Below are 22,727 nucleotides of genomic sequence, written 5' to 3'. Positions count from 1 at the left end.
GCTATGAACCTCGGGTCCGTGCTCGTGTTGCCGGTACGTGTGGGCCTGACCGCTGCCGAGGCGGCACTGAGCGTCGCCGAGACCGTCGTCGGTACCGTGCGAGTCGCGGTGTCGCCCACCACCTATTCGGCGCTCGGCGCGGTCGGTCTGCCCGACACCCGTAACTCTCTGGGGCTGCTGCAACAGATCTCGTCGCTGACCTCCGAGGATCGCGGGCTCGGTCAGGCCCTGCGCCCCGGGGGCCCGCTCGACCGGCTGCTCGAGCCCGGCGGTCCCGTCGACCGCCTCACGGCACCGGGCGGCCTGCTCGACCGGCTGCTCGAACCGGGCGGTCCCGTCGACCGGCTCACCGCTCCGGGTGGTCCCCTCGACCGGATTCTCGCCGACGACGGCGCACTCGACCGTCTCGTCTCCGAAGGCGGCCTGCTCGACCGGCTCACCGCGCACGACGGTCCGCTCGAACGACTCCTGGCTCAGGACGGGGCCGTCGAACGGCTCACCTCACCGGGCGGCATCGTCGACGTGGCGATCCGCCCCGGAGGGATCGTCGAGCGCGCCCTCGCCGAAGGAGGAGTGCTCGACATCCTGCTCTCCGAGCGGGGCGCTCTCGAACGCCTGCTCGCCGAGGGCGGCCCGCTCGACCAGATCGTGTCGCTGTCGGAGACCCTCGCGCACCTCACCCCCGGCATCGTCCAGATGAATGCGAGCGTCGACACGTTGCAGGAGACGGTCGAACTGTTGCGAGGCGCCGTCGGCCCGCTCGGCGATCTCGCCGGCCGGCTCCCCGGACGCTGGCTGCGCGGCGGGAAAGGCGAACTGCTTCCGCCCACCTGAGTCCGCGACGAGAAGTCCTCGTCCCGGTCAGCGATCGACGCGACGGGAAGCGACCAGCCGGGCGGCGTCCTCCGAGGCCCGGCGCGCCGCGGCGAACAGGTCCTCTCCGTTGCCGAGCAGCGCGGCCAGGGTGCCCGCGAAATGGTCGCCCGCGCCCGTGGTGTCGACGACGTCGACATGCGGAACCGCAGGTGTTCGATTGCGTCCTCGGTGCCGACCACCACGTCCTCACCTCCCCGGGTGATCACCACGGTCTGCACTCGTTCGAGCACGAGGGCCACCACGTTGTCGACGGCGCTGCCCGCGGGAAGGCCCGCATAGTGGAGGGCTTCCTGCTCGTTCAGCACGAGCGGATCGGCGCCGGAGAGGATCCGGTCGTCGAGATCGGTGACGGGGCTGGGGTTGAGCACGAACCGCCGGTCGTGAGCACGCGCCCATTCGGCAGCGGCCCGGGTCACCGCCGGGAGCAGTTCGAGCTGGGTGAGCACCACCGCGGGGTCGAGTGCGTCGAGGGAGGCGGTGACCTCTTCTGCCCGCAACAGCGAATTGGCCTCGGGAACGACGACGATCCGGTTCTGCCCGTCGTCGGAGACGACGATGATCGCGCGGCCGGTCGGGGCCGACGTCGTCCGGAGATGGGTGGTGTCCACCCCGGCTTCCTCCTGCACGCGACGCAGCATCCGGCCGGCGTTGTCACGGCCTACGGCACCCACGATCGCCGTGGGAGCGAGACGGCCGGAACCGACGGCCTGGTTCGCCCCTTTCCCTCCGGGATACGTGCTCAGACGTCGCCCGAGGACCGTCTCGCCTTCTTCCGGGGCACGCGTCACGAGGACCGTCAGATCGAGGTTGAGCGATCCGACGACCGCCACCACGCATCGAGTCGGCTCGGCCACGGGTAGAGCCTACGGCCGCTGTTCCGTCGTGTCCGGTTCGAGTTCGGGGCACACGATGTGGACGACTTCGTCGGCCCACGACTCCCCCACCTCGCCGTGGCGGAGATAGGCACCGAGATAAGCGCCGACCAGCATCGACACAGCGGTGTCGACGTCGAGATCGTCGCGGATCGCGCCCGCGTCGATCGCATTCCGCAGTACCTCGGCGACGACCTCGCTGCGAGCGTTGATGATCTCGCGGATCGGCTCGGTGAAGCCGGGCTCCTGGTCGGTGAGCAGTGCACCGACGCTGCCCATGCCCACATCGCTCGACAGTCCGCGCCGGATCAGTTCGATAGTCCATTTCACGCGGTCGTAGACGCACAGCCCGTCGGGCACACACGGCGACGCCATCTGCGAATGCAGCGCTGCTTCGAGGATCTCCTCCCGGTTGGCGTACCGCCGGTAGATCGTCGTCTTGGCCACACCCGACAGTGCCGCGACCGCTTCGACGGTGACTCGATGCGGGCCGTGGAGCCGCAGGATCTCGAGTGCCGCCCGCACGATGCGCGCGTCCGTCCCGGCGCGATCCTTGACGGCACGTCGAGCCGTCGCGGCCGCGGACTCCGTCTCGGTTTCGCCCACCATGTCCACATCCTCCTCGCGCGGGAGTACACCCGCAGGATTCCCGAGTCTCCCGAAAACCCGACCCTGAATCAAACGATACGAAACGATACGCTACGATCATCGTATCGTTCTGACGACGAGAGGGGAACGCATGACAGATATCTACGCACCGGCGCCCGGACGCTTCACCGACTCGGAAACCCTCCTCGAGAGTTATCGGACCTACGATGCCGTCGAGCGAGCCATCGATCACCTCTCGGACGAGGGCTTTCCCGTCGAATACCTGCGGGTCGTCGGCCAGGGAGTCACCACCGTCGAACACATCGAAGGCCGTATGACCACCGGCAAGGCCGCACTCCGCGGCGGAGCCGCCGGCATCTGGACGGGTCTGCTCTTCGGTCTCCTCCTCGCTATCTTCCTCCCGACCCCCGATATGGCCGGCGTGATCCTCGCCGCCGTCGCCGTCGGTGCGGTATGGGGCGGATCACTCGGCTTCGTGACCCATTGGAGCACCGGGGGGCGCCGCGACTTCGTCTCCCGCAAGAGCATCGAGGCCTCCCGCTACGACCTCATGGTCGATTCCGAGTTCGCAGATCAGGCTCGCGAGAAACTCGCACTGCGCTGATCGTCGAGCTTTTCCCGATCGGAGAATCCACTTCGCCCGCACCATCCGGTGTGGGCGAAGTGCGTTTCGGCGGCTCGAAAAGGGGCATTCCGGTCTTTTCACCCGATCGACGTGTGGCTCCGGACACCGATGAGCGAATTCTCCCGATAATTTCTTCCGGTAATGGCATTATTCGACTTATGGCCGGATCGTCGAATACTCCCCCGAAGCCCACAGTGGGCGCGAAGGTCGTCGTGCGCGCGGGCGTAGCGGGCGACGATGCATGTCCCGGCACCATCGTCGAAGACTTCGGACCGGCCCAGGAAGCCGTGGGCGACGAGCTGGGCCGCGATTGGGCACCGGTGCGCCGATGGGCCGTGGCCCTCGACGACGGCCGCCTCGTCTTCGTGGACATGGACGCCTTCGAGTCGTCGGAGTCCTGACCGAATTCTCTTCGCCACTCCCGTATCGCCGCACGAGCCGGAGTCCCGCCGCGGGGTGATTACGCAGGTGAATACAGCAGCGATCCGCTAACGCCGCAGTCTCTCCCACCGTTTCACCGGGTATGACATGGATCGGCTGGCCGCTTCTCGGATGGCTCACGGCCTCCCCGCTGGTCGCTCTCGTATTCGGCCGGATCACCGCAGCGCGCGAAGCACGTGAGTCGCCGCGCTCCCCTGGCATCGCCACGGTCGTGGACCTGGCCGAACGCCGGGCGCGAGATCTCGGAGACGCGGAACGGATATACGCCCCGAACGAACGCTGCGGGCCGGCGGCTGTGCGCGACGACCCGCTCGTGGAGCCCCCTGTCAGGATTGAACTGACGACCGCTCGCTTACAAGGCGAGTGCTCTACCACTGAGCTAAGGAGGCACTGAACTCGACGGTCGCGTGGCGCCCGTGAGCGACGCCCATCATATAGCGCGTCACACTCACGGCGCGCACCCACCCACCTTCGTTACGGTGGTTTGCATGCCCACCCTCCACTGTTCCCCCAGCCGTACCGGAGGCAGCGGACGGTGAGCCGCTTCGACGACTTCCTCGATCGGGTTCTCGGTACCCGCCGCGCGACCGTCGACGCGGTCATCGAAGCGCCGGCACCACTGCAGCCGATCGATCTGACCGACGACGCCGTGGTGGCCGAGGCACTCGACGTGGCCGTGCGTGTCGGCGAGGTGCTGCTCGCCTCCGGCACGGGTGCGATCGACACCGCCGAGCAGGTGCGGTTCGTGGCCGCCACCTACGGCCTGGCCCAGTGCGACGTCGACGTCACCTACAACTCGATCGTCCTGTCGGCCTATCGCGGACCGACCATGCCGCCGTCGAGCACGATGCGCGTGGTGCACTACCGCTCGATGGACTTCACGCGACTCGCGGCGGTCGATCGCCTGACCCGGCGCATCCGCCGCGACGCGATCTCCCCCGCGCAGGCGCACGAGGAACTGCTCGCGATCACCACCAAGGCGCACCCCTACAACCGCTGGGTCGCGACGATGGCGTGGTCCGCCATGGCCGCCTCGATTTCCGTCCTTCTCGGTGGCGACGCGCTGGTCGCTCTCGTCGCGTTCGGCTCGACGTTCGTGATCGACCGCGTCAACCGCAAACTCAACGCGGCGGGGCTGCCGTTCTTCTTCCAGCATCTCGTGGGCGGCATCGTCGCCACCGCCCCCGCGATCACCCTGTACGGGATGCGGGACACCATCGGCGTGGAGGTCTCGCCGGGACTGATCATCGCCGCCGGCGTGACGGTGCTGCTGTCGGGCCTGTCGCTCGTCGGTTCGGTCCAGGACGCGATCACGGGGGCACCCATCACGGCCTCCGCGCGGTTCTTCGAAGTGCTGATGATGACGGGCGGCATCATCGCGGGTGTCGCGACCACCCTGCGGATCGCCTCGGTGTTCGGCGCCGAGCTTCCTCTCATCAGCTACGAAGCCCTACCCGACCTCACGCAGCTTCCCACCAAGATTCTCGCCGGTGCCGCGGCCGCCCTGTTCTACGCGCTCGCGTGTTACGCCGAGCGTCGGGCTCTGACGGTCGCCGCACTCGCCGGCGCCACGGGCAGCCTGGGTTATCAGCTCGCCCTCGGGCTCTCGCTGGGCCCGATCATCTCGTCGGCCCTGGCCGCGACCGTCATCGGTTTCGCCGGTGGCCTGATGGCCCGCCGTGCCCTCACCCCGCCGCTGGTCGTCGCCGTCGCCGGTATCACGCCGCTGCTGCCCGGTCTCGCGCTCTATCGCGGCCTGTACGCGATGCTCCGCAATCAGATGGCCACCGGGATGACGGCCCTGTTCGCGGCGTTCGGTATCGGTTGCGCGCTCGCCGCGGGGGTCACGCTCGGCGAGTGGCTCGCCCGCCGCACCCGCAACCCGCGCAGCGTGCTCCGGGTCGGCACCCTGCGCCGACCTCAACTGCGGCGCATCCCGCGAATCCGGCTCGACAAGAACCGGCCGGTGTGGCGACCGGCGCCGGGGCCCGCCACGGGCCCGATCCCCGCAGGATCGTTCCACACCGGGCCGATACCCATCGCTCCCGGAACCGGCCCGATCCGGACCGGGCCACCGACCGGTCCCCTCGCCACGGGTCCGCTCGCGACCGGCCCGATCCCTACCGGCCCGATCGCGGCGGGGCCGCTGGCGACCGGCCCGATCCCCATGAGCAGTCTCGGTTCGTCCTCGTCCGACACCGGATCGACCCTGCAAACGACGAGAGCCACGCTGCGCTTTCGGCGCAAGCGTGACTCTCGGCGGATCTGACGGAAGCGTTCAGCTGCCCTGGCGGGCCTTCTCGTCGGCTTCCATGGCGTCGCGAAGGCTCTTCGGACGCATGTCGGTCCAGTTCTGCTCTACGTACTCGACGCACGCGGCGCGCGACTCTTCGCCGAATACCACCCGCCACCCCTGCGGGACCTCGGCGAAGGTCGGCCACAGGGAGTACTGCTCCTCATCGTTGATGAGGACGTAGAAGCGGCCGTCTTCGTCGTCAAATGGATTCGTGCTCATCTCGCCTCACTTGTTGCGTAGGTGTGATGGTCCGTTAGCCTACCAAGCCCGTCGATTCCGCCCGGTGCTCCGGACAGACGCAGGTCCCTGCGTTCGACGATCGAGGACAGGATTTCGCCCGCGCGGATCGCTGCGTTCGACAGCAGCGACGCGGTCAGACCGTGCGTCTTCTCGGTTCCGCCCTGAAGATAGATGTCGGCCGTGACGTCCTCGGGCGTCGGCAGACGGTAGTCCCGGGCGACGGACAGGATCGGGGATCCGGGCGCGAGGTCTCCGAACAGGGGCCGCAGCGATGCGGGTTCGAATCCCGTCGCGAGTACGACGGCATCGCACGCGAGCGTCTCGGTGTCGCCCGCGAGATTGTCGCGGATCTCGACGTCGATGCCCTCGGCGGTCTCGGTCGCCGACAGCACCTCGGAGGCGCGGCGCATGAACAGGCGACGCCGGCCGCTGACACGTTCGCGGTACTCGGTCGCGTAGAGGGCCTCGATGAGCTCGGGTGCGACGACGGAGTAGTTCGTGCTGCGGTGCAGCGCCAGCAGCCGTTCTCGCTCGGCGAGGGGAGCACCGTGCAACTGGCCGACGACCTCGGGGTCGAAGATGCGGTTCGCATAGGGGCTGTCGTCGGCGGGGCTGTAGCCGAACCGGTTGAAGACGCTGTGGACCTCGGCCTGCGGATAGTGGGTGTGCAGATAGTCCACGACCTCCGCCGCGCTCTGCCCCGCCCCGACGACCACGAACCGCTGGTGTACCGGCTCGGGCATGTCCTCGAGATGGAACAGGAAGCGGTGGTTGTGGAAGCACCGAGCGGATTCGGTCGCCCAGTGCGGGACACGCGCGCGCAGCCCGACTCCCACCACGACGCTGCGTGCATAGACGACACCGTCCGCGGTACGGATCGCGAACAGATCGGCGACACCGTTGTGGTCCCGGACGGCCTCGACCGCGTCGACCTGCGTCCCGTAGCGGACGTCGGCGTCGACCCGGGAAGCGGCCCACTGCAGGTAGTCCTGGAATTCGTGCCGGGTGGGGAAGAACGTCTGATGGTTGACGAAGTCCACGAGACGGCCGCGATCGTGCAGATAGGAGAAGAAGCTGTAGGAGCTCGTGGGGTTGCGGAAGGTGACGAGATCCTTGGGGAACGCGATCTGCATCGTCGCTCCCTCGAGCAACATGCCCGGATGCCAGGCGAACGCCTCCTGCCGTTCGAAGAATCGCGCCCGGATCGTCGATCCGGGATTGTCGGTGTTGTGCTCTTCGAGGGCGATCGCGAGCGCCAGGTTCGAAGGCCCGAAACCTATACCGACGAGGTCGAAGACGTCTCCCTGTGGGCTGCCCTCCGACCTCCCCGCGTCATCGGCGACAAGGCTGGAACGGTCGGTCATCCATCCAACTTCCGTACTCGGGGGCCACCGGCCCGGACGGTTCGTACGAGGCACCGAAGGTAGCCCAGGCTAACCTATGCTCGCCGCAGCGTACCAGCGTTGCACGCCACGCGGGGATGTCTCGACGAGCCGGGTCACAACGACCCCGTCGGGTCCCGGAAGCGCCGAACGCGGTGGAATCGTTCTCGATTCCACCGCGTTCGACGTCGCTCGGTCTAGCCGGCCAGGAAGTCCACCAGAAGCTTGTTGACCGCCTCGGGACGTTCGAGATAGCCGTAGTGCCCGGCGTCCGGGACCTCCTCGTACCGCGCGCCCGGAATCGCATCGGCGACCTCGCGTGACAGATAGGCAGGAATCATGCGGTCGTCGGCGAATCCGACTGCCAGACAGGGCACCTTCACCTCGCGGTAGGCCGCGCGACGATCGAACTCACGGTCCATCCCGAGCTGCGCCCGCACGCCGGCCGAGATCTTGCCCCCGCTGAACTCGAAGACGTCCAGCCAGTCGCGCGCGGCATGCTCGTCGGCGAGCGACGCCGGGGACAGATTCATCACCGCGGTCACCGCGGCGCGGTATTTCGGCGGCAGTTCCACACCGCTGTCGTGGAGTTGCCGCTCCCCCTCCGTCAGGGTCAGCTGGAACTGGTCCATGCGCGCGTGCCCGGCCAGGAAGACGGCCTTGCGGACGAGGTCCGGGCGCGACAGGGCCAGTTCCTGAGCGACACGCGCGCCCATCGACGTGCCGATCACGTAGGCGGGACCACCGAGGAGCTCGATCAGCCCGGCCGTGTCCGCGACGAGATCGTCGATCGTCATCCCGGCCAGGCTCTCCCCGGACGGCGCGATCCCACGATTGTCGAAGGTGGCGACCCGGTAGCCGGCCTTCACGAGGGCAGGAACCTGGTGCAGATCCCATACACGCCCCGGGCTCCCCGTCCCCATGATGAGAACTACGAGATCCCCCTCCCCCTTGACCTGGTAGTTCAGCGGGATGCCGTTCACGGTGGCGATGGGCATGAAGACCTTCCTCGACGAGAGCACGGGGTGCGCGCAGCGGGTCGGCGCATGCGGCGATGACGGGTCCTACGGTACCGCGAGGGATCACCGCGGGACCGAGCCAGGACGAACCCGGCGGGCGGGTGGCGGCGGGGAGTCCGATTCTCCTAGAGTCGAAGGACGATGCGTGCTCGCACAGAGCAGCGACCCCGGGAGGACAATCATGGCCGCGGATCCGACCACCGCGAACGACCTCGTCGACGAGGACCTCGAACCCGTCGCCGACGAAACCGCACGACAGGCGCAGCGCGTCGTCGCAGCGTATGCAGAGAACGCGGATGAATGCCGCATGCTGCTGTCGATGCTCGGCATCGGTCCCAGCGACAAGCACTGACGAGTACCGACATCATCCCGCCGACCCGGGCATCGAAAGAGGACCAGAACGTGACAGCAGGCGAAGCGGACGCAGCGGAGAAACACGGCTCGCACGCCGGATCGGACTTCGTGGTCGTCGCCAATCGCCTGCCGGTGGACCTCGAACGATTGCCCGACGGCACCACCCGATGGAAACGCAGTCCCGGCGGGCTCGTGACTGCGCTCGAGCCGATCCTGCGTTCGAACAACGGCGCGTGGGTCGGCTGGGCGGGCGTCGCCGACGCCGACGCGGGCGTCATCGTCGAGGACGGTCTGACCCTGCATTCGGTCCGGCTGAGCACCGAGGACATCGCCGACTACTACGAGGGCTTCTCCAACGCCACCCTGTGGCCGCTCTACCACGACGTGATCGTGCGGCCGGAGTACCGGCGCGAGTGGTGGAACTCCTATGTGGAGATCAACCGGCGGTTCGCGGAGGAAGCCGCGAAAGCCGCGGCCGAGGGCGCGACCGTCTGGATCCAGGACTACCAGCTGCAGCTGGTACCGAAGATGCTGCGGATGCTCCGGCCGGATCTGACGATCGGCTTCTTCCTGCACATCCCCTTCCCGCCCATCGAACTGTTCATGCAGCTGCCGTGGCGGACCGAGATCGTCGAAGGTCTCCTCGGCGCCGATCTCATCGGCTTCCACCTGCCCGGCGGCGCCCAGAACTTCCTCTATCTCGCACGCCGCCTGGCGGGGGCGCAGACCTCGCGCGGCAACATCGGCATCCGATCGAAGCTCGGCGTCGTCCAGGTCGGCTTCCGCTCGGTACGGGTGGGTGCCTTTCCCATCTCGATCGAGTCGGGCCGGCTCGACCAGCAGTCGCGGAGCAAGGCGATCCGCGACCGCGCCAGAGCGTTGCGCAAGGAACTCGGCAATCCGAAGAAGATCCTGCTCGGGGTCGACCGCCTCGATTACACCAAGGGCATCGACGTGCGGCTCGATGCGCTGCACGAACTCCTGGCCGAAGGCCGTATGGATCCGAAGGACACCGTGATGGTGCAGCTCGCGACGCCGAGCCGCGAACGGGTCGATTCGTACGTGCAGATGCGCGGTGAGATCGAGAAGACCGTCAGCCGCATCAACGGCGAGTACGCCGAGGTGGGACGCCCGGTGGTGCACTACATCCACCGGCCGGTCCCCCGCGACGAGCTCATCGCGTTCTTCGTAGCGGCCGACGTGATGCTCGTGACGCCGCTGCGCGACGGCATGAATCTCGTCGCCAAGGAGTACATCGCCTGCCGGAGCGATCTCGGTGGCGCGCTGGTGCTCAGCGAGTTCACCGGTGCCGCAGCCGAACTGCGTCAGGCCTTCCTGTGCAATCCGCACGATCTCGAGGACGTCAAGGACAAGATCCAGGCCGCGATCGAGGTGCCGCGTGAGGACGGCCGCAAACGGATGCGCGCCCTGCGCCGCCAGGTGCTCACGCACGACGTGAACCGTTGGGCCCGTTCGTTCCTCGACACACTCGCCAACACCGGAGCCGCCGGCCGCGCACTGATCGCTCCCGACGAGGTCGGCGAACCGGGCCAGGGCTGACGGAGACCGGCGTGCGATCGACGGTGATCGCTGCCGGGCGGCGTCATTCCGCAGGGGTGGGTACGGACGGAAGAGTGTCCACAGCGGGTATTCCCGGGGCTCCGGAGTGCCGCGTCGAAGCGTGGCAGGACATCGTGGCGGTGGCCGCAGGGAACGTGCACACCGCCTCGAACACGGGCCGGTCGCACACCGTGGGTCTGCGCGCGGACGGAACCGTCGTCGCGGCCGGGTGGAACGACGCCGGTCAGTGCGATGTCGCCGGGTGGACCGATGTCGTCCGGATCGCGGCCGGCTGGCGACGCACGCTGGCAGTCCTCGCCGACGGCACCGTCCGCGCGGCGGGCCGGCGGCGTGAGGGCGCCTGCGATGTCGACCGATGGCGCGAGATCATCGCCGTCGCCGCCGGGGACTGGCATTCCGTCGGTCTGCGTGCGGACGGCACGGCCACGGCTGTGGGCGTCGGCCGCAGGGGGCAGTGCGACGTCGCGGGATGGCGCCGCGTGCACGCGATCGCGGCGGGCTGGTTGCATTCGGTCGCTGTCACCGACGACGGCCGGGTCCTCGCTGCCGGAGCCACGGCCTCCGGTGTCGACGAGATGGCCGGCTGGCGCGAGATGGTCGGGGTCTCTGCAGGAAGCCGCCACACCGTCGGGGTCGATGCGCGAGGGCGGGTCTTCGCCGCGGGCGACAACAGCCGGGGACAGTGCGATGTCGCGTCGTGGCGCGACATCGTGGCCGTTGCCGCCGGGTCGGCACACACCCTCGGGCTTCGCGCCGACGGAGCCGTCCTCGCGACCGGCGACCACACCGACGGCCGGTGCGACACCGCCCGGTGGCGCGTCCGGGTCCCGTGAGCCTCCCCGGTAGGTCTAGATCGGGGTCAGCCGGTTCACGAGCCAACGGCCGTCGTGCTTTTCGAGTTCGACACGCACACGGCTCCCGCTGCTCACCGCTTCCGGGTTCTCCGAACTGGTCGTGATCTGGTTGAGGAACAGCAGGGTGACCGCGCTGTCGGCGTCGGCGGAGACCACCGAGGATGCCTGCACGCTCACCTGGACGCTGATCGCCTTCTCCTTGGCGCCCGGAGCGATGATGTTCTTCATCAGATTCGTGTACTCGTCACGGAAATCGCCGGTGAGACCCTCCGCTGCGGCCTCGGTCTGGGCATCGACCTCCTCGTGGGTGTAGGCCAGCATGGCGACGGCCTGCTCCTCGGCGGCGACCCGGGCCTCGGTCCGGGCGGATTCCGCGGCGGACTCCTGGATCGCACCGTAGGCGAGCCAGCCCACCAGTACCGCGAACACCAGTGCGACGACGGATGATCCGATCGCCACGTGCGGCAGATAGGACGTCTGTGCGGCGGAATCGGCCTCGGTCTCGGTCTCGGCCGTAGCGGCGGTGTCGGCTCCGGTGGGTGCCTCGGTCCCGTCGTCGGTGGGGGCCGCTCCCGCGGTGGGATCGTCGTCCACCTTCACGGTCTCGTCGGTCGTCTTCGCGAGTGTCACGCGATCGTCCTTCTCGTCGGTCACGGCACGAACTCCACCTTCGACGCCAGCAATTTTCCGTTCTCGTCGCAGATCGTCACCCGCAGACGGAAATCCCGGGCTTCGGGCTCACTCTGGTCGGCGTTGCTCACCATCGCGCGCGATGCGACGAGCGACGACGCACACGTGCCGTCCTCGTTCTGGATTCCGGCTTCGAGGACCTCACCGGTGGTGTCGACACCGGCCTGCTGCACGACCTCCACGAAAGGCCCTTCACGCCCTTCGAACTCGGCCTTGAAGTCGCCGGTGGCACCCTCGAGCAGACGTGCGACGTCGGCATCGGCGGATTCCGCGCTGATCGTGGTCAGGTTGAGCACCGTCTGCCGGGCCGCCTGCAGGAACGCCTCCCGCTTCTCGCCCTGTTCGTTCGTGGACTGCCGGTCGACGATGAGCCAGGCGCCCACCGCCACGAGAGCGACCACGAGGACGGACGCGATCACCGTCACCGGCTTGGCCCATGTCGGCTTCGTCTTCGGCCTCGTCTTCTCGTCGATGTCGTCTGCCATCAGCCTTGCTGCGCCTTCATGTAACTCTCCAAGCTCCGGTCTCCTCCGAGATCGGCGTGTGTGTACACGGTGCCGTCGGGACCAATGTACGTCCCGGTCTGCGGATCGATGCGTCGCGCGGCGACCCCGGCGGGAGCCGTGTCGTCCTCGGTGCCGTAGGAGGCCGGCGTCGGTGCGACGTCCTCCGAGGCCACCGGTGTCGGCGGTCCGGTCCACGGGTTGTCCGAGAACGTCGGGCTGTATCCGGTCCGGCACATGTCGGGAGTCGGCGCACGGCGGCCCGGATACTCCATGCACGGCAGGTTCCGGGCTCCGCGTACCGCGTTGGGGAAGTCCTGGGGCAACTGACAGAACACGTCGCCGGGGGTATCGACCATCGAGGTGTCGGCCGGGCTGCGCCACTGCTCGGGCGGCACGAAACCCGCGAGGCACGGCGGCGGATCGTGCAACTGCAGGTGGAAGTCCACCACCGCGCCGTCCTCGGGAGGACCGTCACCGGCCGCGGTGATCAGCGCCGTCGTCATCGGCGGATACAGCACCAGGATCTGTTCGATACCCGCGTTGTAGATGACGCCCACCTCGCCGACACTCACCAGGTTCGAGAGCAGCAGAGGCAGGGTCGGTTTCAGATCCTGCAGCAGGGCTTCGGCTTCCGCGGCAGCACCCGGGCCGGTGTCGAGCAGGGCCCGGAGATCCGGGTCGCTCTCCCGCAGACGGTCGGTGAAGGTCACCATGTCGCGCGTCCACGACCGGATCGCGTCGCTCGTGACCACCTGGGTGTCGAGCAGCGGACCGATCCGGTCGATCAGTTGCCGCGTCTCGGCGCTGCTCCCCGAGGCCTCCTGCACGAACAGGCGCGTCGAATCGATCAGCTCCTGCAGTTCGGGGCCCGAGCCGTTGAACGCCTCGAACGCCTCGTCGACGACGGTCTGCAGGCGCGTGTCGCTGATGGACGCGAGCAGCACGTCCGCCTGGTCGAGCAGTGCTCCGACCTCCTGCGGGACGGTCGTGCGGTCGGCCGGGATCACGTCCCCGTCCGCGAGACGGGCACCGCCGGACCCTCCGTCGCGCGGCACGAGATCGACGTACTGTTCGCCGACGGCCGAGACGCTGCGCACCGCCGCGTCCACATCGGCGGGGATCTTCGCGTCGCTGTCGATGGACAGTGTCGCTTCCACACCCACAGGCGAGAGGGAGACGCTCTGAACGGTGCCGACGGTATTGCCGCGGTAGGTGACGTTCGAGTGCGGGTACAGACCACCCGTCGAGTTCAGTTCGACGACGACCTCGTATCGGCCGATCCCGAACAGGGCAGGCAACTTCACGTACATCAGCGACATGACGACCAGACCGACGACCGTGAGGATCGCGAAGATCGTGAGCTGGATGCGGACGAACCGCGTGAGCATCATGGTGCGGGCACCCCCAGAGGCAGGCCGGGAATGGTGATCTCCCCGATACCGGGAATCGTCAGCTTCCCCTCGGGGCCGGGAGGCGGCGGCGGGGGTGGTTCGAGCGGTGCGCGGAACGGATCGGTGGCCTGCGCGGCGAGCCCCGCATCCTGGCCGAGAATGCCTTCCGGTCCGGCGAGACGCCCCGCGAGCGGGGTTCCGGACAGGAAGTTCAGGTCGAGGCGATCGAGGCTGAGATCGATGGTCATCGCGAGGTTCGCGTAGTCGCCCCGGATGATGTTGTTGATACCTGCCTGCGGGAAGGGATAGGTGAGCAGCACACCGAGCACCTCCGTGAGCGAGCTGCCCGAATCCGCCAAGGCCCGCAGAGTCGGCGCGAGGCCCTCGAGATTCGCCTTCAGATCGTCGTTCGAGTTCTCGACGAGCCGGCTCGCCACCGTGCTGAGTTCCCCGAGCGAACTCATGGCGGCGGTGAGATTCGAGCGTTGCGTCGAGAGCACTTCGAGAGCGGGTGGCAGCTCCTCGAGGGCGCGGACGAGGGTTGCGTTCTGGTCGTCGACGGTCGCTGCCAGGCGGTTCATGCCCTCCAGTGCCGCGACGATGTCGCCGCGCTGCGTGTCGAGCGTGGAGACCAGCTCGTCCAGTCGCGGGAGCAGATTCCGGATCGAATCCTCACGGCCCACCAGAGCGGCGTTGAGTTCGGTCGTGATGTCGTTGATCTGCGCGAGTCCCCCTCCGTTGAGCACCACGGACAACGACGAGAGCGTCTGTTCGGTGGTCGGATACGCACCGGCGCGTTCGAGCGGGATGAGATCGCCGTCCTCGAGCCTCCCCTGCGGGGGTTCGTCGACGGGCGGCACGAGTTCGAGATGCTGGGAGCCGAGCAGACTCGTCTGCCCGATCCGCGCGAGCGAGTTCGCCGGCACCACGACGTCCTCGTCGAGCGAGACCGTCACGAGGGCGTGCCAGCCCTCGAGCTCGATGCCCGCGATCGAACCGACCGTCACGTCGTCGATCCGCACCGGCGAGTTCTGGGTCAGCGTCGTCACGTTCGGCATCTGGATCTGCACCCGATAGGCGCCCTCGCCGCGACCGGCGGTCCCGGGCATGGGAATCGAGTTGAGTCCGCCCCACTCGCAGGCGGTCAAGCTGGCGCTCACCGCGATCGCGGTGGCCGCTACGCCGAGTCGGCGCAACATCGGACGGCCGGTCATCGTCCTCCTCCCGGCTGCAACAGGGAACCGAGATCCTGCGGAACCTGCAGGGAGGGCAGGCCACCGAGGATCCCGTCGAGCGGGGAGGCGCCTTCGGACAGCGACGGCCCGGGTGCCGTCCCACGCCCCTGCGAGGCCTCTTCGAGCCCGGGCTCGCTGTAGACGATGTCGCCAGGGAAGGCCTGCACACCGGCGAGCGGATTGACCAGCAACGGAAGGTAGTTCGCGTTGATCGAGGACAACACCGGCCCGAGCTGCTGACGGCACAGCTCCTCGCTGCGCTCCGAGGTCGCGTTGGCCGCTGCCGCGACCGACCCGCACATCCACTCGACCGGGTTGGCGAGGTTGTTGATCGCGAGCGCACCGGTGAGGGAGCCCTGCGCCGGCTTGTAGATGTTGTAGAAGTTCGCGAGGGAGGTCGGGCCCGAGTGCAGCACCCGTTCGATCTCGGGCCGCTTGCGGGCGAGCACCTCGGTCGCGTCGGCGAGTCGCTGGACCGATTCGCTGAGCCCGGCACGGTTGTCCTGGACGAACCGCTGGACGTCACCGACGGCGACGTTCAGATCGGTCAGCGACACTCCGAGCTGGTCCGAACTCTGCGCGAGCACGTCCGAGACCGACGCGAGACGACCGCCGAACTGCACGATCTGCTCGTTGCTCGACGAGAGGACCGACACGAAGGTCTGCAGGTTGCGGATCGTCGAGAACAGATCGGTGCGCCCTTCCGAGAGGGTGCGCATCGTGTCGGACAGCTCGCGCAGTGCGGCACGCACGGTCTGCCCGTTGCCCTCGAGATTCTCGGCTGCGGTGTCGATGAACCGGCCGAGGGATCCTTGCGGGTCGAGCTCCTCGGGACCGAGCGATTCGGACAGTCGCATCAGTTCCGTCTTGATCTGATCCCACTCCACCGGCGAGGCCGTGCGCTGCATCGGGATCGTCGCGCCGTCCTCGATCGTCGGGCCTCCCGAGTACACGGGGGTGAGCTGGACGAAACGCGCCGAGACGAGGCTCTGCGCGATGACGACGGCGGCCGCGTCGGCAGGGACCTGTACGCCGTCGTCGACCTTCATCGTCACTCGTACGAGGTCGTCGTGCGGTTCGATGTCGCTGATGCGCCCCACCGAGACCCCCAGCACGCGCACGTCGTCGCCCTCGTACAGACCGCTGGTGGATGCGAATTCGGCGTGGATCGTGCGCTTGCCGAAGTCGGGCAGGACGAACACGACGAGACCTGCGACCACGAGTGCGACGACGGCAGCGATGATCGCCGGTACCAGCAGGCCCGGCCGTCGCAGGAGTCCTGGGCGTCGCGGGCGGGTCGTGGTGCCCGCCGCGGCCGTGTCGGTGCTCATTCGCCGTCCCTCTTGATCGTCGGTGGCTCGTCGGGGATCACGTCCTGGAGATCCTCGGGGAGAAGATCGGGCGCGACCTGGCTGTCCACCACGGCCTTCCACCACGGGGCGGGCAGGATGTTGGAGACGTACGCGTTGAAGAACGGGCCGCTGGCCACCGACTCGCCGAGCGCACTGATGTACGGGCCCAGACCGTCGAGCGCGCCGGCGATGTTCTCCTTGTTCGCCTGCAGATTGGCCGTGACGAGATTGAGCTTCTCGAGCGTGGGTGCCATCTGTGCCTGGTTGTCCTGCACGAGCCCGGTGAGCTGACGCGAGACGGAGGAGATGTTCGTGATCAGCTGGGTGATGGCGTCGCGGCGCATGCTCAGTTCGCCGAACAGGGCGTTCGCATCGACGATGAGCGCGTTGACCTGATCGCTGCGCTCGGCCAGGATGCCCGTCACGTTCTCGGTGCGTTCGAGCAGTTGCTTCAGCGACTCGTCGCGCGCGTTGATCGACTGCGACAGGCGTGTCATCCCGTCCAGAGCACCCCGGATCTCCGGAGGGGTGTTCTCGAGGGACTGCGACAGCGCGTCGAGGGACTCGTTGATCCGATCGGTATCGAGTTCGGACACGCTCGTGGTGAGGTCGCCCAGCGCGTCGGTGAGCGAGTACGGCGAATTGGTGCGCTCGATCGCGATGACCGAGCCGGGACGCATCACTCCGTCGCCGCCGGGCCGCAGCGCCAACGACTTCCGGCCGAGCACCGTGTTGGTCTTGATGTCGGCTCCGGTGCTGTCGCCGAGCCCGATCCCGTCCCGGATGCGGAAGCTCACCAGCACGGCCTGGTCGTCGAGACGCACGTCGGTCACATCGCCGACGTTGACCCCGGCGAGCATGACGTCGTCGCCGGGGACGAGACCTCCCGCGTCCTGGAAGCGGGCCGAGTAGTCCAGGCCGCCGGAGAGGAAGTGCAGTTGATCGTATTGCAATCCGGCGAGCACGATCGCGGCGGAAACAGCGAGACCGATGATGCCCGTACGGATGTGGCTGGGTTCACGGGGCGCACTCATTCGACCTTTGCACACCTTCCCGTGTCGTGGTTCGCCGTCGTGTACCGGATGGTGGTGCCGTCCGGGCCGGAGAACTTGAAAGTATTGGCACAGAGGAAGAATTGGAAGAAGTTTCCGTATGCACCCACACGGATGAGTTTCTTGTAGTCGGACGGCAGTCGTTCGAGCGTGCGGTTGATGTCGTCCTTCCCGAGGTCGAGTTGGGTCATGGTGCGGTTGGTCTCGGCGATCACGGACTGCAGGTCGGGCCGGTTGTTCTGCAGCAGCGCGGCCAGATCCGCCGTGCCGGCGGCGATCTGCGGGATCGACGCGCCGATGGGATCGCGGTCTGCGGCCAGGCCGCCGGCGAGCGTGTGCAACTGTTCGATCGTGTTCTCGAACTCGCGATCGTGATCGTCGATGGTTCCGAGGACGGCGTTGAGATTGTCGATGACGTCGCCGATCAACTGGTCGCGGTCGGCGAGGGAGTTGGTGAACGAGTTCGTATTTCCCAGGAGGGACACGAGTGTGTCGCCCTGCCCCTGGAAGACCTGCAGGAGGGCACCGGAGAGCTCGTTGACCTGCTGCGCGTCGAGTCCTTGCAGCAGCGGTTTGAACCCGCCGAGGAGCAGATCGAGATCGAGAGCGGGCTCGGTCAGGGAGACGGGGATACTGCCTCCGGGCTGGAGGACGTCGACGCTGCCGGCACCCTCGAGAAGTTCGAGATAGCGGTCGCCGACGAGATTCTCGTAGCGCACCGTCGCGCGGGTACCGGCGTAGAGCGTGTGCTTCGAATCCACGTCGAACTCGATCTCGGCCGTGTTGTCCGGTCCGATGTCGACCGTCTTCACGGACCCGACCTGCACGCCGGCGATACGCACCTTGTCGCCGGCACCGAGGCCGGACACGTCGGTGAAGGTCGCCCGATAGCTCTCGGTTCCGGTGAATCGGGCCTGACTGAACACGACGGCCAGCCCGGCGAAGATCAGCACCATCGTGACGGCGAAGATCAGGAACTTGATCGTGGTGGCTCTCATGGTCACCGCCCGCCCGCGAGCTGGTCGCCGAACAGGTACTGGAAGATCGTCGGGTACCGCACCCATGCCTCCGTGGCGGGTTTGTACGGGGTGGTTCCGGTATTCGTCACGACGAACGGCGCGTGGCCGTCGCGACGCGAATCGAAGTTCGGCATGCCCCAGCAGTTGGGTCCGCCGGACGCGCCGACCACCGGCAGATCCTGGGCATCGTTGTAGGGCGTGGCACCACCCATGAAGCTCGTGCTCAGCGTCAGCGCCGCGTACTCACCGGTACCCGCCATCGGTTCGAACGCCACGCGGGCGTCGTTGAGACCGACGATGAAACAGGTCAGTTCGGGTGAGTACTCGCCGAGAAGCCCGGTGGTGTGGGCGAGGCTGTCGAGCGCGGTCGTGATCTGCGCTTCGTTTCCGCCCAGGACATCCCGTCCGGTGTCGGCGAGACCGGTCAGGTTCATCAGCAGCAGGTCGAGTTGCTGCTGTTCGTCGACGACGGTGTTGCCCACCTCGGTGGCGTTGCCGATCGTGGTCATCAGGTCCGGCGCCGTATCGGCGTAGATCTCGGTCACCTGCGCGGCGGAGACGAGATCGGCCTGCAGCTGCGGCAGTGACGGATTCATCTCGGCGAGATAGGCGTCGGCGTCGGCCAAGGTCGCACCGAGCGCGTCACCGCGGCCGTTGAGCGCTTCGGACAATGCTCCGAGCGTGGCATTGAGCTTCTCGGGCCGGATCTGGGCGAGAACGTCGGACAGATGCTCGAAGACGGTGTTGAACTCGACGGTCACGTTGTCGGCGGCGATCACCGCCCCCTCCTGCAGCGGCACGGGTGAGGGATCGTCGGGGACGATGATGTCGACGAACTTGGCGCCGAAGACCGTGGTGGATTCGATCGCCACCCGCGCGTCGGACGGGATGAGGTCCATCTGGCCGGGTTGCATGTCCAGGTGCAGCACGGCACCGGCGGGTGTGTGCTCGATCGATGCCACCCGGCCCACCTCGACTCCCCGCAGTTTCACCTTGGCGTCGGGGTCCAGCACCAGCCCGGAACGGGGGGAGGTCACCGTGAGCGGAACCGTCGAGGTGAATCCTCCGGCGAACATCGTCAGTGCGATCACGACGATCACGGCCAGCCCGCCCACGAACCCGAAGGCGGCGAGTTTCTTCTTCCACGAAGGAGTGTCCATTTTCAGGCGCCCTATCCCGACAGGTTGAAGTTGCCGGTCGCGCCGTAGACGGCGAGCGAGATGAGCAGGGTGACCGTGACGACCGCGACGAGCGAGGCGCGCACCGCGTTACCGACCGCGACGCCCACACCGACCGGGCCTCCACTGGCGTTGAAGCCGTAGTAGGTGTGGATGAGCATGACGGCGACGGCCATGACGATCGCCTGGACGAACGACCACAGGATGTCGGTGGGTATCAGGAAGGTCGTGAAGTAGTGGTCGTACACGCCCGCCGACTGTCCGTAGAGCACGACCGTCGCGAACCGGCTCGCGACGAAGGAGGCGATCACCGCGAGCGAATAGAGCGGGATGATCGCGATCATCCCGGCGAGTACGCGGGTGGAGACGAGATACGGGATCGACGGGATGGCCATCGTTTCGAGGGCGTCGATCTCCTCGGAGACACGCATGGCGCCGAGCTGGGCCGTGGAACCGGCGCCGATGGTGGCCGCCAGCCCGATGCCGGCGATCGTCGGGGCGGCGATGCGCACGTTGATGAACGCCGCGAAGAAGCCGGTGAGCGCCTCGACGCCGATGTTGCCGAGCGAGCTGAAACCCTGCACGGCGATGATCCCGCCGGTGAACAGCGTGAGGAAGCCGACGATGACGACGGTGCCGCCGATGACCGCGAGAGCACCCGTGCCCATGCTGATCTCGGCGACGAGGCGGACGGTCTCCTTGGGGTAGTGCACGAGTGCGCGCGGGATGGTCGCGACGGCGCGCGCGAAGAACAGCGCCTGCTCTCCCATCCGGTCCACGGTGGACGACACGTGTGTCACGCGTCGGACCGCACGGGGAAAGCGCCAGGACATCACTGCCATGAATTCTCCGCTCCCCTCATCCCGAGGTCAGCTTGATGCCGACCGCGGTGACGAGGAGGTTGACCACGAACAGCGCCATGAACGCGAACACGACCGTCTGGTTCACGGCGTCGCCGACGCTCTTCGCACCGCCTTTGACGTTGAGACCGAGATAGGAGGCGACCAGGCCGGCGATCATGCCGAACAACCCTGCCTTGATCTGGGAGATCATCAGCTCGCCGAAGCCGGTGAGCAGGGTGATGCCGTTGACGAACGCCCCGGGGTTCACGTCCTGGAGGAAGACGGAGAAGGCGAACCCACCGAGAATGCCGATGGTGCACACGAGCCCGTTGAGCAGCAGTGCGACGACGGTGGACGCGAGCACCCGCGGCACGACGAGGCGCTGGATGGGATTGATGCCGAGCACGCGCATCGCATCGATCTCTTCGCGGATGGTGCGCGCGGCGAGGTCTGCGCAGATCGCGGTGGCCCCGGCGCCGGCGACGATGAGCACGGTGACCATCGGCCCCACCTGCGTCACCGCTCCGAGCGCGGCGCCCGCGCCACTGAGGTCGGCGGCGCCGATCTCGCGCAACAGGATGTTGAGCGTGAAGCTGACGAGCACCGTGAACGGGACCGCGACCAGAACCGTGGGAACGAGGGAGACCCGCGCGACGAACCAGGCCTGATCGACGAACTCGCGTCGCTGGAACGGGCGGGAGAACGCCGCCCTGGCGGTCTCGCCGGTCATGGCGAACAGCCCGCCGACCGCCCGTAAGGGGACCTCCAGGAGGTCTACCACCGTGTGCCCCCTTCGATCCTCGCGTCGTCGGCACTCAGCCGAACCGTGGCTTCTGCTGTGACCCGGGTCATAGTAACTAGAACGTGTTCACCTGTCAAAGATGCATCGATCGACATGTCGATCCACTTCCGTCCGAAAGATGCATGCCGGTAACGAGAACAGGACACCGACATGCCCGTAAGAGGGTTTACGCTGGGATTTCGAGAACAAACGCCGAGTGGGAAAGGTGCCGGCCGCCATCACATCGAGGGCGCCTCCGGCCGCGGATCCGGGTGTCTGTCAGTACTTGAAACTAGAACGCGTACTACTCGCGCTCACGCGTATTCCACCGGGCCGCGACGACTGTCCGAGTGCGCGTGACGCTACCCGAGATCCCCGGTAGACGTCACCGGAAGTCCGAGGATCTCGACCGGGTCACGGCACGGCGACGCACCGCCGTCCCACCCCGGGAACAGCGGTGAGGCCGCGGATCAGAGATCGAGTGCCGTCGACGCCGAGAACGTCCGCCCCGGATCGCGATCCGCGAAGTAGCCACCGAGTTCGGCGGCGAGCGCCTCCGGAGTCCACTGCGCCTCGGCGTCGAAGCGTTGCTCGACGACCGGAGCCGCCATCAGCGCCACCATCGGGCCGTAGACGATGAAGACCTGGCCGTTGATCCGTTCGGCCGCCGGCGACGCGAGATAAGCCACCAGACCGGCGACGTGGTCGGGCGAGAGCGGGTCGATGCGGTCGGTCGGCGCGTCACCGAAGACGGCCTCGGTCATCGACGTACGGGCTCTCGGGCAGATCACGTTGGCGCGGACGCCGTAGCGCTCGAGCCCGCGGGCCGCCGACAGTGTCAGCGCGGTGATACCGGCCTTCGCCGCACCGTAGTTCGCCTGCCCGGGCGGCCCGAGCAGACCGGCCTCCGAGGACGTGTTGACGATCCGCCCGTAGACGGGTCCACCCTCCTGCTTCGACCTGTCGCGCCAGTAGGCCGCCGCGTTGCGGCACAGCAGGAAGTGACCGCGCAGATGCACGGCGATCACCGAGTCCCATTCGTCGTCGGACATGTTGGGCAGCATCCGATCCCGCGTGATACCCGCATTGTTGACGACGATGTCGAGTCCGCCGAACTTACCGTGGGCGGCGGCGAGCATCGCGTCGGCCGTCTCACGCTCGGCCACACTCCCGGGCACGAATTCGACCTCGGCACCGAGATCGCGGATCCGGGCGAGGGTGTCCTCCACCACGTCGTTCTCCGCCAGGTCGTTGACGACCACCGATGCTCCGGCACGCGCCAGCGCGAGCGCCTCGGCGCGCCCGAGACCGGCGCCTGCACCCGTGACGACGGCGACCCGCCCCTCGAGAGACACCGGGCCACCGAAGGACATCTGCCCGTCGTCCCCCACGCCGTCGTTGGCGACAGAACTCATCCACGCACTCCTCGAGATTCGGGCCGATTCCCGGCCGTACGCCGGTACGTTCCCCGCGAAGACCGGGGTATCGGAAATGTAGAACGTGTTATTTTTCCTGGCAAGACCCGAATACCG

Annotated in this window: 21 protein-coding genes, 1 tRNA gene and 3 pseudogenes; 7 read left to right on the top strand and 18 right to left on the bottom strand. The window is 67.6% G+C overall.

All coding sequences use genetic code 11. The annotated features are described in order from the left end of the window. The first annotated feature begins 3 nt into the window (after positions 1-3). On the top strand, positions 4-834 hold the full coding sequence (locus tag MOM01_RS11460; protein WP_241385560.1) for an ABC transporter: 831 nt from the start codon (positions 4-6) through the stop codon (positions 832-834). A gap of 27 nt (positions 835-861) precedes the next feature. On the opposite strand, the pseudogene MOM01_RS23110 reads toward MOM01_RS11460, so the two are convergent. From MOM01_RS23110 to MOM01_RS11450, 3 genes and pseudogenes are all read right to left on the bottom strand, one after another. After that, a pseudogene (locus tag MOM01_RS23110) lies at positions 862-975 on the bottom strand (ribokinase); the annotation flags it as partial. Positions 976-1,097: 122 nt separating this feature from the next. Further along, a pseudogene (locus MOM01_RS11455) lies at positions 1,098-1,664 on the bottom strand (PfkB family carbohydrate kinase); the annotation flags it as partial. Positions 1,665-1,739: 75 nt separating this feature from the next. After that, on the bottom strand, positions 1,740-2,357 hold the full coding sequence (locus tag MOM01_RS11450) for a TetR/AcrR family transcriptional regulator (RefSeq protein ID WP_241385559.1): 618 nt from the start codon (positions 2,355-2,357) through the stop codon (positions 1,740-1,742). Between the two features lie 130 nt (positions 2,358-2,487). Between MOM01_RS11450 and MOM01_RS11445 the strand changes: the two genes are divergently transcribed. Together MOM01_RS11445 and MOM01_RS11440 are read left to right on the top strand one after the other, a co-directional pair. Then, complete coding sequence (locus tag MOM01_RS11445) at positions 2,488-2,961, top strand: general stress protein (RefSeq protein ID WP_241385558.1); 474 nt, start codon at positions 2,488-2,490, stop codon at positions 2,959-2,961. Positions 2,962-3,140: 179 nt separating this feature from the next. Further along, positions 3,141-3,383 (top strand): hypothetical protein, encoded by a 243-nt coding sequence (locus MOM01_RS11440; protein WP_241385557.1) that lies wholly within the window; start codon positions 3,141-3,143, stop codon positions 3,381-3,383. Between the two features lie 354 nt (positions 3,384-3,737). Here MOM01_RS11440 and MOM01_RS11435 read toward each other — a convergent pair. Then, positions 3,738-3,812: transfer RNA gene (locus MOM01_RS11435), tRNA-Thr, on the bottom strand. 146 nt (positions 3,813-3,958) lie between these two features. Here MOM01_RS11435 and MOM01_RS11430 point away from each other — a divergent pair. Next, positions 3,959-5,356, top strand: a pseudogene (locus MOM01_RS11430) (threonine/serine ThrE exporter family protein); the annotation flags it as partial. A 345-nt stretch (positions 5,357-5,701) separates the two neighbouring features. Here MOM01_RS11430 and MOM01_RS11425 read toward each other — a convergent pair. The 3 genes from MOM01_RS11425 to MOM01_RS11415 form a co-directional block, all read right to left on the bottom strand. Beyond that, positions 5,702-5,938, bottom strand: coding sequence for an MbtH family protein (locus MOM01_RS11425; protein WP_006551884.1), 237 nt, complete (start codon positions 5,936-5,938; stop codon positions 5,702-5,704). Further along, the gene (locus MOM01_RS11420; RefSeq protein WP_241385556.1) at positions 5,935-7,323 is read right to left on the bottom strand and encodes a lysine N(6)-hydroxylase/L-ornithine N(5)-oxygenase family protein; all 1,389 of its coding nucleotides are present in this window, start codon (positions 7,321-7,323) and stop codon (positions 5,935-5,937) included. The genes MOM01_RS11425 and MOM01_RS11420 overlap by 4 nt, the downstream gene beginning before the upstream one ends. 215 nt (positions 7,324-7,538) lie before the next feature. Beyond that, positions 7,539-8,339 carry an alpha/beta fold hydrolase gene (locus tag MOM01_RS11415; protein ID WP_241385555.1) on the bottom strand — a complete coding sequence of 267 codons (801 nt, stop codon included), beginning with the start codon at positions 8,337-8,339 and terminating at the stop codon, positions 7,539-7,541. Between the two features lie 202 nt (positions 8,340-8,541). Between MOM01_RS11415 and MOM01_RS11410 the strand changes: the two genes are divergently transcribed. The 3 genes from MOM01_RS11410 to MOM01_RS11400 all read left to right on the top strand — a co-directional run bounded on the left by MOM01_RS11410 (position 8,542) and on the right by MOM01_RS11400 (position 11,128). Further along, positions 8,542-8,712, top strand: a complete 171-nt coding sequence (locus MOM01_RS11410; protein WP_241385554.1) for a hypothetical protein — start codon at positions 8,542-8,544, stop codon at positions 8,710-8,712. Continuing rightward, the gene (locus MOM01_RS11405) at positions 8,661-10,274 is read left to right on the top strand and encodes an alpha,alpha-trehalose-phosphate synthase (UDP-forming) (RefSeq protein ID WP_374112293.1); all 1,614 of its coding nucleotides are present in this window, start codon (positions 8,661-8,663) and stop codon (positions 10,272-10,274) included. Before MOM01_RS11410 ends, MOM01_RS11405 begins: the two co-directional genes overlap by 52 nt. Before the next feature lie 74 nt (positions 10,275-10,348). Beyond that, positions 10,349-11,128 (top strand): RCC1 domain-containing protein, encoded by a 780-nt coding sequence (locus MOM01_RS11400; protein ID WP_241385552.1) that lies wholly within the window; start codon positions 10,349-10,351, stop codon positions 11,126-11,128. Positions 11,129-11,143: 15 nt separating this feature from the next. Here the strand turns inward: MOM01_RS11400 and MOM01_RS11395 are convergent, their stop codons facing one another. The 11 genes from MOM01_RS11395 to MOM01_RS11345 form a co-directional block, all read right to left on the bottom strand. After that, positions 11,144-11,803 (bottom strand): twin-arginine translocation pathway signal, encoded by a 660-nt coding sequence (locus MOM01_RS11395; protein ID WP_241385551.1) that lies wholly within the window; start codon positions 11,801-11,803, stop codon positions 11,144-11,146. Next, positions 11,800-12,324 (bottom strand): hypothetical protein, encoded by a 525-nt coding sequence (locus tag MOM01_RS11390; protein WP_241385550.1) that lies wholly within the window; start codon positions 12,322-12,324, stop codon positions 11,800-11,802. Before MOM01_RS11390 ends, MOM01_RS11395 begins: the two co-directional genes overlap by 4 nt. Next, entirely contained in the window at positions 12,324-13,736 is a 1,413-nt protein-coding gene (locus MOM01_RS11385; RefSeq protein ID WP_241385549.1) for an MCE family protein, read from the bottom strand. The genes MOM01_RS11390 and MOM01_RS11385 overlap by 1 nt, the downstream gene beginning before the upstream one ends. Next, a complete protein-coding gene (locus MOM01_RS11380) occupies positions 13,733-14,950 on the bottom strand; it encodes an MCE family protein (protein ID WP_241385548.1) in 1,218 nt (405 codons plus the stop codon). The genes MOM01_RS11385 and MOM01_RS11380 overlap by 4 nt, the downstream gene beginning before the upstream one ends. After that, a complete protein-coding gene (locus MOM01_RS11375) occupies positions 14,947-16,302 on the bottom strand; it encodes an MCE family protein (RefSeq protein ID WP_241385547.1) in 1,356 nt (451 codons plus the stop codon). Before MOM01_RS11375 ends, MOM01_RS11380 begins: the two co-directional genes overlap by 4 nt. Next, positions 16,299-17,357, bottom strand: coding sequence for an MCE family protein (locus MOM01_RS11370; RefSeq protein WP_241385546.1), 1,059 nt, complete (start codon positions 17,355-17,357; stop codon positions 16,299-16,301). The genes MOM01_RS11375 and MOM01_RS11370 overlap by 4 nt, the downstream gene beginning before the upstream one ends. Beyond that, positions 17,354-18,373 carry an MCE family protein gene (locus MOM01_RS11365; RefSeq protein ID WP_241385545.1) on the bottom strand — a complete coding sequence of 340 codons (1,020 nt, stop codon included), beginning with the start codon at positions 18,371-18,373 and terminating at the stop codon, positions 17,354-17,356. Before MOM01_RS11365 ends, MOM01_RS11370 begins: the two co-directional genes overlap by 4 nt. Before the next feature lie 2 nt (positions 18,374-18,375). Then, on the bottom strand, positions 18,376-19,554 hold the full coding sequence (locus MOM01_RS11360; RefSeq protein ID WP_241385544.1) for an MCE family protein: 1,179 nt from the start codon (positions 19,552-19,554) through the stop codon (positions 18,376-18,378). 11 nt (positions 19,555-19,565) lie between these two features. Then, a complete protein-coding gene (locus MOM01_RS11355; RefSeq protein WP_241385543.1) occupies positions 19,566-20,414 on the bottom strand; it encodes an MlaE family ABC transporter permease in 849 nt (282 codons plus the stop codon). Positions 20,415-20,430: 16 nt separating this feature from the next. Beyond that, positions 20,431-21,195 carry an MlaE family ABC transporter permease gene (locus MOM01_RS11350; RefSeq protein ID WP_241385542.1) on the bottom strand — a complete coding sequence of 255 codons (765 nt, stop codon included), beginning with the start codon at positions 21,193-21,195 and terminating at the stop codon, positions 20,431-20,433. 470 nt (positions 21,196-21,665) lie between these two features. Further along, entirely contained in the window at positions 21,666-22,610 is a 945-nt protein-coding gene (locus MOM01_RS11345; protein ID WP_241385541.1) for a 3-oxoacyl-ACP reductase, read from the bottom strand. Between the last annotated feature and the right edge of the window lie 117 nt (positions 22,611-22,727).

The sequence above is a fragment of the Rhodococcus sp. CH91 genome (assembly GCF_022554085.1).
Taxonomy (GTDB): domain Bacteria; phylum Actinomycetota; class Actinomycetes; order Mycobacteriales; family Mycobacteriaceae; genus Rhodococcus.
This window is presented reverse-complemented; position numbering and strand designations above follow the sequence as displayed.